The organism is Gammaproteobacteria bacterium (genome assembly GCA_015709695.1).
Lineage (GTDB): Bacteria > Pseudomonadota > Gammaproteobacteria > Steroidobacterales.
This window is the reverse complement of record CP054183.1, coordinates 726,270-738,653: the sequence shown is the minus strand read 5'-3', so window position 1 is coordinate 738,653 and position 12,384 is coordinate 726,270. Positions and strand designations below refer to the sequence as shown.

The 12,384-nt window shown below is 70.8% G+C and carries 9 protein-coding genes; 5 read left to right on the top strand and 4 right to left on the bottom strand.

What is annotated here, in order from left to right; genetic code table 11:
- Positions 1-50 precede the first annotated feature (50 nt).
- Positions 51-1,154, bottom strand: coding sequence for a chorismate synthase (aroC, locus tag HRU81_03395; GenBank protein ID QOJ31225.1), 1,104 nt, complete (start codon positions 1,152-1,154; stop codon positions 51-53).
- A 21-nt stretch (positions 1,155-1,175) separates the two neighbouring features.
- Positions 1,176-2,108: a 50S ribosomal protein L3 N(5)-glutamine methyltransferase gene (prmB, locus tag HRU81_03390; protein ID QOJ31224.1), complete on the bottom strand. Its 933-nt coding sequence runs from the start codon at positions 2,106-2,108 to the stop codon at positions 1,176-1,178.
- 143 nt (positions 2,109-2,251) lie between these two features.
- Between prmB and psd the strand changes: the two genes are divergently transcribed.
- Positions 2,252-3,088, top strand: a complete 837-nt coding sequence (gene psd, locus HRU81_03385) for a phosphatidylserine decarboxylase (GenBank protein ID QOJ33267.1) — start codon at positions 2,252-2,254, stop codon at positions 3,086-3,088.
- 7 nt (positions 3,089-3,095) lie between these two features.
- Positions 3,096-4,100 (top strand): EF-P lysine aminoacylase GenX, encoded by a 1,005-nt coding sequence (genX, locus tag HRU81_03380; GenBank protein QOJ31223.1) that lies wholly within the window; start codon positions 3,096-3,098, stop codon positions 4,098-4,100.
- Positions 4,101-4,115: 15 nt separating this feature from the next.
- Here the strand turns inward: genX and efp are convergent, their stop codons facing one another.
- Positions 4,116-4,682, bottom strand: coding sequence for an elongation factor P (gene efp, locus HRU81_03375; protein QOJ31222.1), 567 nt, complete (start codon positions 4,680-4,682; stop codon positions 4,116-4,118).
- 162 nt (positions 4,683-4,844) lie between these two features.
- On the opposite strand from efp, the gene epmB reads away from it, so the two are divergent.
- The 3 genes from epmB to HRU81_03360 all read left to right on the top strand — a co-directional run bounded on the left by epmB (position 4,845) and on the right by HRU81_03360 (position 10,090).
- A complete protein-coding gene (epmB, locus tag HRU81_03370; GenBank protein ID QOJ33266.1) occupies positions 4,845-5,861 on the top strand; it encodes an EF-P beta-lysylation protein EpmB in 1,017 nt (338 codons plus the stop codon).
- 77 nt (positions 5,862-5,938) lie between these two features.
- Positions 5,939-8,020, top strand: a complete 2,082-nt coding sequence (locus HRU81_03365) for an EAL domain-containing protein (GenBank protein QOJ31221.1) — start codon at positions 5,939-5,941, stop codon at positions 8,018-8,020.
- Between the two features lie 204 nt (positions 8,021-8,224).
- On the top strand, positions 8,225-10,090 hold the full coding sequence (locus HRU81_03360; protein ID QOJ31220.1) for a LysM peptidoglycan-binding domain-containing protein: 1,866 nt from the start codon (positions 8,225-8,227) through the stop codon (positions 10,088-10,090).
- Positions 10,091-10,104: 14 nt separating this feature from the next.
- Here HRU81_03360 and parC read toward each other — a convergent pair whose 3' ends face one another.
- The gene (gene parC, locus HRU81_03355) at positions 10,105-12,378 is read right to left on the bottom strand and encodes a DNA topoisomerase IV subunit A (GenBank protein QOJ31219.1); all 2,274 of its coding nucleotides are present in this window, start codon (positions 12,376-12,378) and stop codon (positions 10,105-10,107) included.
- Positions 12,379-12,384: the final 6 nt, after the last annotated feature.

Below are 12,384 nucleotides of genomic sequence, written 5' to 3'. Positions count from 1 at the left end.
GTCCCGGCCGAGCGCGCAGGATAGGCAAACACCGCCTGATTACAAGTGCCTCAGGGCTCCAGCCGGGCAGCGATGGCCGGCACCGCGGAACGCACATCGGCATTCTGCCCCCGGTGGCGCAGGAAATGGTCCATCAGCACCAGTGCCAGCATGGCCTCGGCGATGGGCGCCGCGCGCAATCCCACGCAGGGATCGTGCCGGCCGGTGGTGACGATCTCCGCGGCGCCGCCCCCGCGATCCACGGTTTCCCCGGGCAACCGGATGCTGGAGGTGGGCTTGAGCGCGATGCTCACCACGATGTCCTGCCCGGAGGAAATGCCGCCGAGGGTGCCGCCCGCGGAGTTCTTGAGGAACCCGCCGGGTGCGATGCCGTCGCGATGGCGCGAGCCCTTCTGCTCGACCACGGCGAAGCCGTCGCCGAGCTCCACGCCCTTCACGGCATTGATGCCCATCATGGCGTGGGCGATGGCGGCATCGAGCTTGTCGAACACCGGCTCGCCGAGCCCGGCGGGAACACCGCTGGCCATGACGTTGATGCGCGCGCCGATGGAGTCGCCGTCCGCGCGCAGCGCATCCATGTAGGCCTCGAGTTCCGGCACACGGCCGGGTTCGGCGCAGAAGAACGGGTTGTCGTCGATGGCAGCCGGGTCCGTGAAGCCGAGACGGATCGGCCCGAGCTGCGCCAGCCAGGCGCGGATCTCCACCCCCAGGCGCTCGCGCAGGTACTTGCGGGCGATGGCACCGGCGGCCACCCGCATCACCGTCTCGCGGGCGGAGGAGCGGCCCCCGCCGCGGTAGTCGCGGATGCCGTACTTCTGCTCGTAGCTGTAGTCCGCATGGCCGGGGCGGAACATGTCCTTGATCTTGCTGTAGTCCTTCGAGCGCTGGTCGACGTTCTCCACCAGCAGGCCGATGGGCGTCCCGGTAGTGAGGCCCTCGAACACGCCCGAGAGGATGCGCACGCGGTCGGGCTCCTTGCGCTGCGTGGTGTGCCGTGAACGCCCGGGGCGCCGCCGCTCCAGGTCCTGCTGGATGTCGTCCTCGGCGAGCGCCAGGCCCGGTGGGCAGCCGTCGACGATGCAGCCGAGCCCGGGTCCATGACTCTCGCCGAAGGTGGTGACGCTGAACGCCCTGCCGATGGTGTTGCCTGACATGCCGCCAATCCTGCTGAAACGCTAACCCCCGGAGGCCATGGCCGCCGGGCCGTCATTGTCCCCCGGCAGGTCGCCAGCCGCCACCAGCGCGATGCCATCCCCGCCGCGCGCGAACTCCGGCCAGACGAAGGCCATACGTGGAAACGACCGCTCGAGTGCCGCCATCCCCGCCCCCACCTCCACCGCCAGCCAGCCGGAGGGCCGCAGCTGGGCCGCTGCCCCGGCGATGATCCGCCGCACCAGGTCGAGGCCGTCGGCGCCCCCACCGGCCAGTGCCGCGCGCGGCTCCCAGGCCAGCTCCGGCGGCATGGCCCGGAGGTCGGATTCCGGCACATAGGGGGGATTGGAAAGGATGAGGTCGAAGCGGCCATCGACGCCGTCATAGAGGTCTGCGTGCAGCAGCCGCAGCCGTGCGCCGACACCGTGCCGGGCCACGTTGGTCGCGGCCACGGCCAGGGCATCGGCCGAGATGTCGGTCGCCACGACCTCCGCTCCCGGGAATGCCAGGGCGCAGGCGATGGCGATGCAGCCGCTGCCGGTGCCGATCTCGAGGATGCGTGGTGCGTCACCGGCATCGAGCCAGGGCGAGAACCGCGCTTCGATCAGCTCCGCGAACGGCGAGCGCGGGATCAGCACGCGCCGGTCGACATGGAACGGCAGGCCGCAGAACCAGGCCTCGCCCAGCAGGTACGCGGACGGGATGCGCTCGCTGGCACGCCGCTGCAGCAGCGCCTGGCAGCGCTCGTGCTCGGCGGGGCTCACCAGCCGTTCCCCGGCGCGGGGATCGGCATGGTCGAGGCCGAGTTCATGCCAGATGATCGCGGCTGCCTCGTCACGCCAGTCTGCGGTGCCCTGCAGGCATTGCACGCCGGCCCGCTGCAGTTGGCGGGTTGCGCTGGCCAGCAGCCGCGCCACGGTCGGCGCGGCGGCGGGTTTTCGGGGTGTCGTGCTCATGTTCCGGATGGTGTTGCGTGGCGGGGTAGCGGCACGGCGCCTGTGTAGAATGGCCGCCTCCCAGTGTAACGCGGCCCTGTAGCCGAGCCGGCCCGAGCGTGTCCAGCCCCTTGCGCGAATCCCTGTTCATCGCCCTGCAGCGCATGCTGCCGGCGCGGCTGCTGGCGCGGCTGGTCTACCGCGCCACGCGCAGCAGGCGGCCCTGGCTCAAGGACCTGCTGATCCGCGGGTTCGTGCGGCTCTACGCCGTGGACATCAGCGAAGCCGGGGCCCCGGTCCCGGCGGGCTACGCCAGCTTCAATGCGTTCTTCACGCGCACGCTGCGCCCCGGCGCGCGGCCACTCGCCGCGGACCCTCTGGCGCTGCTCAGCCCCGCGGACGGCACCATCCAGCAGGTCGGCAGCATCCGCGGTGACGAGATCCTGCAGGTCAAGGGCCTCTACTACACCACCAGCGAGCTGCTCGGCGGCGATGCCGGGCGCGCGGCCCGCTACCAGGATGGCTGCTTCGTCACCATCTACCTCGCCCCCTGGAACTATCACCGCGTGCACATGCCGCTCACCGGGCGCGTCGAGCGCATGAGCCACGTGGCCGGCGAACTCTGGTCGGTCAATGCCACGACCGCCGCACGCGTGCCGCGCCTGTTCGCGCGCAACGAGCGCGTCGTCTGCCACTGCGCCGCGCCCTGGGGGCCCTTCGCCGTGGTGCTGGTGGGCGCGCTCAACGTGGGCAGCGTGTCCACGGCCTGGGCGGGCGAGGTCCTGCCCCGCCGCGGTGGCGGCACACACTGGGACTACCCGCCGGAGGTGGCGGTCACCCGGCTTGGCCGTGGCGACATCCTCGGGCAGTTCAACATGGGCTCCACCGTGGTGCTGCTGCTGCCTCCCGGTGCCGTGCGGTGGCGCGAGGGGCTCGCCGCGGGCGACCGCGTCCGTGTCGGCGAATCCCTGGGTCGCCTGCTGCACCCGGCTACACCATGAGGCCGGCATGAGCAACTACGCAGCGGGCTGGCGGCCGACGGCACGGATCGAAACCCTGCGGCGCCGGGCGGCGGCGCTCACCACCGTGCGCGGGTTCTTCGACGCCCGCGGCGTGCTGGAGGTGGAGACCCCGCTGCTGGTGCGCCATCCGGTCAGCGACCCGCAACTCGCCAACCTGCCGAGCGCGCTCGGCGTGCGCCCCGGCCTTCCCTGCTATCTGCATACCTCGCCCGAGTACCACATGAAGCGCCTGCTTGCCGCCGGCGCGCCGGACATCTACCAGCTCGGCAAGGTATTCCGCGATGGCGAGCTCGGGCCGCGGCACCGGCCGGAATTCACCCTGGTCGAATGGTACCGGCGCGGCCAGGACCTCGATGCCTGCGTGGCGGAGACCTGCGACCTCATCGCCGCGGTCGCCGCCCGGCTCGACCGCAAGCTGCCACCACCACTGCACACCACCTACCGCGAACTGTTCCTGCACCATGCGGGCTTCGATCCGCTCGAGGCCGGGATGGAGGAAGTGCGCACCTGGGCTGCGGTGCTCGTGCCCGGCGGCGTATCGCCCGGCCTCGCCGCGGGCATCGGCGAGCGCCGCCAGGCCTGGCTCGACCTGCTGCTGGTGCAGGTGATCGAGCCGGCGCTGCGGCAGGCCGGGCTGGTGGTGGTCGGCGAGTACCCGGCGGCACAGGCCGCCCTCGCGCGCCTGCATCCTGACGATCCCCGGGTCGCGGAGCGCTTCGAGGTGTATCTCGACGGCATCGAGCTGGCCAACGGCTACCACGAGCTGGCGGATGCCGGCGAACAGCGACGGCGCTTCGCGGCGGATCGTGCCGAAAGGCAGGCCCTGGGACTGCCCGACGCGGAACCGGACGAGGCCTTGCTGGCTGCCCTGGAAGCGGGCCTGCCCGACTGCTGTGGCGTGGCCCTGGGCTTCGACCGGCTGCTGATGGCTTGTCTGGGCCTCCAGGACATCGCCGCGGTCGTCGCCTTCTCCGCCCCCGAAGGCGGCTGAGGCAAGGCGCGCTGGTCAGCGCACCCGGGAGATGTACTCCCCGGTGCGCGTATCGACCTTGATGATCTCGCCCTCGTTGATGAACAGCGGCACCTTGACGACGGCGCCGGTCTCCAGCGTCGCCGGCTTCATGCCGCCGGTCGCCGTGTCACCACGGATGCCCGGATCCGTCTGCACGATCTTCAGCTCGACATGGGCGGGAGGCTCCACCACCAGCGGCTGGCCGTTCCACAGCGTGATGTTGCAGAGCATCTGTTCCTTGAGCCAGGTGCGGGCCTCGCCCACCGCGGCGGCGCCCGCCCCGTGCTGCTCGAATGTTTCCGGCTCCATGAAATACCAGATGTCGCCGTCGTTGTAGAGGTACTGCATGGGCGTGGTCATGACATCGGCCGCCTCGGCCGTATCGCCAGACTTGAAGGTCTTCTCCACCGTGCGCCCGGTCTTCAGGTTGCGCACGCGGACGCGGTTGAAGGCCTGGCCCTTGCCCGGCTTGACGTACTCGTTCTCGAGGATCACGTAGGGATCCCCGTCGAGCAGGATCTTGACGCCGGACTTGAATTCGTTGGTGCTGTAACTGGCCATGGTGACCTGCGACAAGGCGCGGGATTGTTACGTACAATCGCCGGGCAGCCCCGCTGATGCGCCGCCCGGACGGTCGAGCCCCTGCGGGGCGGCGCCATTCTATATATTTTGACCTGCCTCTGCCCGACATCCGCCGTGAGCAACGCGCTTCCCACCCCGGTCCTGGCCGCCGCCTCCACCTGGCAGCGCGAACTTGCGCGGGCGATCACCACCCCGGCCGAACTCGCCGAGGCATTGGGCCTGCCAGCGGCGAGTCTTGCGGATTCCGCCGGTGCCAGCAGAGCCTTCGCGCTGCGCGTGCCGCGGGGATTCGTCGCACGCATGCGGCCGGGCGACCCGCGCGATCCGCTGCTGCTGCAGGTCCTGCCGCTGGCGCAGGAACTGGCGAATGCGCCGGGCTTCAGCGCCGACCCGCTTGCCGAACTGGGACAGATGCAGCCGCCGGGACTGTTGCGCAAATACCGCGGCCGGGCGCTGCTGGTGGCGAGCGGCGCCTGTGCCGTCAACTGCCGCTACTGTTTCCGGCGCGAGTTCCCCTACGCCGAGGCGAGTGTCACGCCCCGTGCCCTCGCAGCCGTGCTGGACGCCATGGCCGCCGATGCCGGCATCGAGGAAGTCATCCTCAGCGGCGGGGATCCGCTGTCACTGAGCGACCAGCGCATCGGCTCGCTGCTGGCGGCGATCGGCCGCATGCCACAGGTGCGACGCATCCGCATCCATACGCGGCTGCCGGTGGTGCTCCCGGAGCGCGTCGACGCCGGCCTCCTCGGCGTGCTCTCGCAGGCGCCCAGACCGCTGGTGGTGGTGCTGCATGCCAACCACGCCAACGAACTCGACGACAGCGTCGCGCAGGCTGCCGCGAAACTGGCCGGGGTCTCGGCCGCGCTGCTCAACCAGTCGGTGCTCCTGCGCGGCGTCAACGATGATGCGACGCTGCTCGCCGCGCTGAGCCGGCGGCTGTTCGAGCTGCGCATCCTGCCCTATTACCTGCACCTGCTCGACCCGGTGCGCGGCGCCGCGCATTTCCGCGTCGGCGAGCGGCGCGCGCGCCGCATCCTCGGCGAGGCCGCCGCCATGCTGCCCGGCTACCTGGTGCCGCGGCTCGCACGCGAGCGCCCGGGCGCACCGGCCAAGGAACTGCTCGCACCCGCGCTACATAATCGCCGGCAGGTCACATAACCAGACACGGGTCACATAATCCCCGCAAGTCGCCCTGCAGAATCCCGCCCAAGCCTGTTGTGCCTGGGATGCGTACTTTGCGCGACGCCGTCGGTGTGCCTTTGATCGTCGTCAGCCGCCTTGACGACAACCTTGCCGCCATAAATGGCGTGCTCCGCGAAGCCGGGCACGCGGTGCACTGCACCCGCGTGGACGAGCCGGCGGCCCTGGAAGAGGCGGTTGCCGAGCAGCAGCCCGAGCTGGTGCTGATCTTCGCCGACGAGCCGGACCTCGACCTCACCGGCCTCTCCGGCGCCATCTTCCGCCGCAATCCGCCGATCCCCGTGGTCATCGTGCGCCAGCAGGTCACCGAACGCGGCATCGCCGAGGCCATCGCCGCCGGTGCCCGTGACGTGGTCTCCCTGGCCTTCCGCGGCCGCCTGCAGGCCGTGGTGGAACGCGAGCTGCGCGCGCGCCGCCTGCAATCGGCACTCGACGGCGTGCTGTCATCGGCCAGCCAGTACCAGCAGGAACTGCGCAACCTGATGCAGGGCGCCACGGAGGCCATCGCCGACGTGCAGGAAGGCATCGTCATCGCCGCCAACCCGGCCTGGCTGGCGCTGTTTGGCCTCGATCAGGAGCAGGATCTGCTCGGCCAGCCGTTCATGGACCAGTTCGGCGACAAGGACCTGCCGAGCCTCAAGGGCGCCATGCAGGCCTGCCTCAAGGGCAAGTGGACCGACGCCAGCCTGCAGGTGACCGGCCAGCGCCGCGACGGCGGCATGCTCGGGCTGGAGCTCCGGCTCGAGCAGGTCACCGTGGAGGGCGAGGCGGCGGTGCGTGTCATCGTGCCGGCCGAACGCCCCGCCGCCGGACCTGCCGAGGACCTGGTGGAGCAGGCGTTGTGCAAGGATCCGTCCACCGGATTCCTGCTGCGCCACCATTTCCTGGAGCAGGTGGAGGAGCGGCTGCAGTCACCGGTGGCCGGTGGCGTGCGGGCCATGGCCTACTTCCGTCCGGATCATTTCTCGCGGGTACACCGCGACGTCGGCCTGCTCGGCACCGAAGCGCTCATCATGCGGCTCGCCGAGCAGCTGCGCGAACTGCTCCAGCCCAGCGATGTCTGCGGACGCTTCGGCGGCACCATCTTCGCCATGCTGATCGAGCGCGGCACCATGAACGACGTCGAGGCCTGGGCGGAGCAGGTGCGCAAGGCCGTTGCCGGCCGCGTCTTCGAAGTCGATCGCCAGTCCACCAGCCTGACCTGCACCGTCGGCCTCACCGAAATCGGCAGCGAATCCGCCTCGCTGGCCGAAATCCTCACCGTGGCCGAGAAGGCCTGTCGCAGCGGCCGTGACGCCGGCGGCAACCGCGTCGAGCTGTGCGACTCCACCTCGGCCACCCAGAAGGTGCGCCTCAGCGACGCCACCTGGGTACCGCGCATCCGCGCCGCGCTGATGCAGAACCGCTTCCGCCTGGTCCACCAGCCCATCGCCAGCCTCACCGAGGAAGTGCAGGGCATGTTCGACACCCTGGTGCGCATGGTGGACGAGGAAGGCAACCAGGTGCTGCCAGGCGAGTTCGTGCCCCCCGCGGAGCGTGCCGGCCTGATCAAGAGTGTCGACCGCTGGGTGATCGGCGCCTCGCTGTCATTCTGCGCCACCAAGCAGCCCACGCTGGTGTTCGTGCGACTGTCGCGCGACTCGGTGCTCGACGAGACGCTGCCGGAGTGGCTGCTGGCACGCCTGCGCAGCCTGAAGGTGCCGGCCCAGCGGCTGTGCTTCCAGGTCAGCGAGGAGGTGGCCGGCGCGCACCTCAAGCAAACCCGCGACCTGTCCGGCAAGCTCGCCGCCGCCGGTTTCCTGTTCGCCGTGGACCACATCGGCACGGGCCGCGATTCGGCGCAGCTCCTGCACCACATCCCCATGCAGTTCATGAAGATCGACGGCAGCCTGATGCAGGGCCTCAATCGCGATCCCGACCAGCAGCGCCGGGTCACGCAGCTGTCCCAGGTGGCGAAGAAGCTCGGCATCCGCACCGTTGCCGAAAGGGTCGAGGACGCCAAGACCATGGCCGTGCTCTGGCAGCTCGGCATCGCCTACTTCCAGGGCCATTTCGTCCAGACCCGCGGCGTGGTGCTGGAGAGCGCCCCGGGCCATGAAAGCCGCGCCACCGGCTGAACGCGGCGGCGGGTGACGCACGTCACAGATCCGCATTCGGGCACGCCGGCAAGCGACGCAGGCAGCGGAAACGAGACCCGATTCGTTTACGGGCTTATTGACAAATGCTCTCCTGTGCAGCGGGGATCCTGCATGCAGGCAGGATCGGGAAAACCTGAGGTTCGGAGCGAGATTCCTATGGCCCGCGGGCATCGCCGGTGGTCAATGCGCCGGAAAGAGTTGTCGAAGAACGCGGCTGCTGCCCCGGCAACAGGCCGGCGCAGTCTGGCTGCCGGCGCGCTGGCGCTCGGCGGTGTCGCCGCCTCGCTGCTGACGCCGGCCCAGGCCGTCACGCTGGGCGATGCCTCGCTGCAGTCCGCGCTCGGCCAGCCGCTGAGCGCGCGTATCCCGGTACAGCTCGCTCCCGGGGAAATGCTCGGCGCAGCCTGCGTCAGCATTCCCACTCCGGCACGCTCCGACCTGAGCGCCCTGCCCCAGCCACAGGTCACGGTTCCGGAGACGCCCGGCGCCGGCAGCCTCAGCCTGCACGTCACCACCACGCAACCCCTGTACGAACCGATGTACGAACTGCAGGTTCAGGTACGCTGCCCCGGCACGCCCCTGCTGGTGCGCCAGTACGTGCTGATGCTGGACCTGCCGGGTACCGTGCTGGCGGGCGCAGCGGCGGCAACTGCCGAACCGCAGCCCGTGCCAGCGGCCGCGGCCACCACAGGCATCGCGGCCGACCAGGCAGCCACGCCGGCGCCACGCGGCAGCCTTGCGGTCCGCCCGCGGCCGCAGGCTGCAGCGGGCACGCCGATCCCGTCCGGCAGCCGCTATCGCGTGGCGGCCGGTGACACCCTCTCGACGATTGCCGCGCGCGTCGGCGGCGGCCACGGCGTCTGGCGCCTGGCCGACCGGATCTTCGCCGCCAATCCGCAGGCGTTCATCGGTGGCAATCCCGACCTGATCAAGCTCGGCAGCGAAATCATCATCCCGGCGCCGGTCACCGACGCTTCACCCCCGGCCACGGCGACAACGGCAGCGGCAGCCACCCCCTCTCCCGCGATGGCGCAGGCACCGGACGCGAGCCCGCCTGCCATCGAGGCCGTGGGCGCCGCGCCGGCAGCGGAGGCCACTCCGGCACCGGAGGCCGCACCGGCACCGGTCACGTCACCTGTGCCCGCCGCTCCAGGCAGCGCGGATGCCGCGGCGCCGGTCTTCGCCGACGAACAACCCGTCGCCCGGGACCCGCAGGCCGAGGCCCGGCCGGCGGCCGTGCCGCCAGCCCCGGTGGAACGCGACGGCGCGCCAGCCTGGCTCGCAGCACTGATCGGCGTGCTGATCGGTGCCGTGGTGAGCCTCGCGCTGCTGCGCGACCGGCTGACCGGCGCGCTCGCCAGCCTGCTGAGGCCGCGCCAGCCGGTCATCGAGCCCGTGGCCCGCGCACCGCTGCCCGCCGCGCCCGAAGTGCAGGCTGCGCCGAAGTTCAGGCAGCCGATGCAGGCACCAGAGCCTTCCATGGTGGTGGAGGAACACCACCACGCGGAAGTCGAACACGATCCGCTGGCCCGCACCGATGAATCGGTGACCGTGGAGCAACCGGCGCAGCTGGCGGCGACGGCGGAACTCCCGGCAGCCGATGCCGGGCATGACCTCGCCAGCCTGTTCGACGAGGTGCCCGACCTGCCGCTGTACGAGCCCGCCGGCGACGCGCTGCCCTCCGCCGAGGACCTCGACCTGGACCTGAGCGCGGCCAGCATCGACGCCACGGTCGACCAGGACATCGGCTGGCTCGGCGACGAGACCAGCCTCACGACCACGCCCCAGCCGGTCATCGACCCGGCATCGGGTGGCGCCGATACCGTCGAGGAAATCGACCTGCAGACCCTGTCGCAGCGCGCCGGCGATGACACCGCCATCTCGCAGACCCTCAGGGATGCGCTCAACCTGCTGGAGAGCGACTACGAGGAAGAACTCACCGCCAGCCAGGTCGTCGATCGCAAGCAGCTGACGCACCTGCTCGACGAAGGCGACGGCGAGGACACGATGGTGCGCACCGGCACCGACCAGCTGCCCCGCCGACGCTGAGCGGCAGAGCCGCCTCAGCCGCCGGCGCGAACCACGTCCAGCGCATCCACGCCGCGCCAGCCGCGCGGCAGGACCAGGCCGCGATGCCCGCGCTCGCCGGCGTAATGCGCCAGGTCCGCGGGCTTCAGCGTCATCTGCCGCTGGCCACTGCGCACCAGCAGCTCGTCGGCCGGTCCCAGCACCGCCACCGCCTGCAGCTTCTCCTCGCCTGACTTCAGCTTCGCGGCGGGAATCCCGAGGATGCGGTTGCCCTTGCCGCGGGGCAGTTCGGGCAGCTCGCCGGCGGCGAATACCAGCAGGTGCCCGGCCGAGCTCACCGCCGCGACGCGGGCAGACTCCGGAAGCCCGTCCGGCGGACAGGCGGCGGGGATGACCACGTCCCAGCCCGGCTGCAGCCGCAGTGCCGCCTTGCCGGCGCGGTTGCGGCCGTGCAGTTCACCGAGCTTCACGAAGAAGCCGTAGCCGGCGCTGCTCGCCACCAGCCAGCGGGCCTCGGGATCGCCGATCATGACGCCACGGAAACTCGCGCCATCCGGCGGGTTGAGGCGGCCGGACAGCGGTTCGCCCTGGCCGCGCGCCGAGGGCAGCGCGTGGGCGGGCAGGCTGTAGGCGCGTCCGGTGGAATCGAGGAACACCGCCAGCTGCGTGCTGCGGCCACGGGCGGCGCAGAGGAAGCCATCCCCGGTCTTGAAGCTGAGCGTCGCCGGGTCGATGTCGTGGCCCTTGGCCGCACGGGCCCAGCCACGCTGGGACAGCACCACGGTCACCGGCTCGGCGGGCACCAGCTCTTCCTCGGCCATGGCCTGCGCGGCCTGCCGCTCCACCAGCGCCGTGCGCCGCTCGTCGCCGAAGTCGCGCGCCAGCTGTTCAATCTCCTCGCGCACCAGCGCGCGCAGCTTCGCCGGGCTGCGCAGGATGCGGTCCAGCCGTTCGCGCTCCTCCGCCAGCTCCTGCTGCTCGCCGCGGATCTTCATCTCCTCGAGCTTCGCCAGGTAGCGCAGCCGCAGGTTGAGGATAGCCTCGGCCTGGGTGTCGGTGAGCCGGAACTTCTTCATGAGGACGGGCTTGGGCTCGTCCTCGCGGCGGATGATGCGGATGACCTCGTCGATGTTGAGGTAGGCCACCAGCAGGCCGTCGAGGATGTGCAGCCGCTCCTCGACCCGCTCCAGGCGGAACTTCAGGCGCCTCTTCACCGTCTCCAGCCGGAACCCCAGCCAGTCGAGCAGCAGGGTGCGCAGGTCGCGCACCGCCGGCTTGCCGTCGGTGCCGATGACGTTGAGGTTGACGCGCAGCGTGCGCTCGAGGTCGGTGGTGGCGAACAGGTGCAGCATCAGCGCCTCGATGTCCACGCGGTTCGAGCGCAGGCCGATCACCAGGCGCGTGGGCTCCTCCTCGTCGGACTCGTCGCGCAGGTCCTCCACCATCGGCAGCTTCTTCGCGCGCATCTGCGTGGCGATCTGCTCCAGCACCCGGGCGCCCGAGGCCTGGTAAGGCAGGCTGTCGATGACGATGGTGGTGCCATCCTCGACCGCATAGGTGGCCCGCACCCGCAGGGTGCCGGTGCCCCGGGCATAGAGGTCGACGATCTCCTCGCGGCTGGAGACCAGCTCGCCGCCGGTCGGGAAATCCGGCCCCTTGATGGTGCGCATCAGCTGCCGCACCGAGAGGTCGGGGTCGTCGATCAGCCGGACCAGGCCGGCGGCGATCTCGCGCAGGTTGTGCGGCGGCACGTCGGTGGACATGCCCACCGCGATGCCGGTGGCGCCGTTCAGCAGCAGGTTCGGCAGCCGTGCCGGCAGCAGCGCCGGCTCGCGCAGGGTGCCGTCGAAATTCGGCACCCAGTCCACGGTACCCTGCTCCAGCTCGGCGAGCAGCACGCTGGCATAGGGCCGCAGCCGCGCCTCGGTGTAGCGCATGGCCGCGAATGACTTCGGGTCGTCCGCCGAGCCCCAGTTGCCCTGGCCGTCGATGATCGGGTAGCGGTAGGCGAAGTCCTGGGCCATGTGCACCATGGCCTCGTAGCAGGCGCTGTCGCCATGGGGATGGAACTTGCCGATGACATCGCCGACCGTACGCGCGGACTTCTTGTGCTTGGAACCGGCGGCCAGCCCGAGCTCGCTCATGGCGTAGACGATCCGCCGCTGCACCGGCTTCAGGCCATCGGCGATATGCGGCAGCGCGCGATCGAGGATCACGTACATCGAGTAGTCGAGGTAGGCACGCTCGGCGAACTCGCGCAGCGGCAGCCGCTCGATGCCCTCGAAATCCAGCTTGTCCTGCCTGCTCATCGCCGG

Coding starts and splice junctions, on each gene's coding strand:
- genX (QOJ31223.1), top strand. CDS start 3,096: ATGAGCAACTACGCAGCGGGCTGGCGGCCGACGGCACGGATCGAAACC.
- parC (QOJ31219.1), bottom strand. CDS start 12,378: ATGAGCAGGCAGGACAAGCTGGATTTCGAGGGCATCGAGCGGCTGCCG.
- psd (QOJ33267.1), top strand. CDS start 2,252: ATGCTGCCGGCGCGGCTGCTGGCGCGGCTGGTCTACCGCGCCACGCGC.
- prmB (QOJ31224.1), bottom strand. CDS start 2,108: ATGAGCACGACACCCCGAAAACCCGCCGCCGCGCCGACCGTGGCGCGG.
- aroC (QOJ31225.1), bottom strand. CDS start 1,154: ATGTCAGGCAACACCATCGGCAGGGCGTTCAGCGTCACCACCTTCGGC.
- HRU81_03360 (QOJ31220.1), top strand. CDS start 8,225: ATGCGCCGGAAAGAGTTGTCGAAGAACGCGGCTGCTGCCCCGGCAACA.
- efp (QOJ31222.1), bottom strand. CDS start 4,682: ATGGCCAGTTACAGCACCAACGAATTCAAGTCCGGCGTCAAGATCCTG.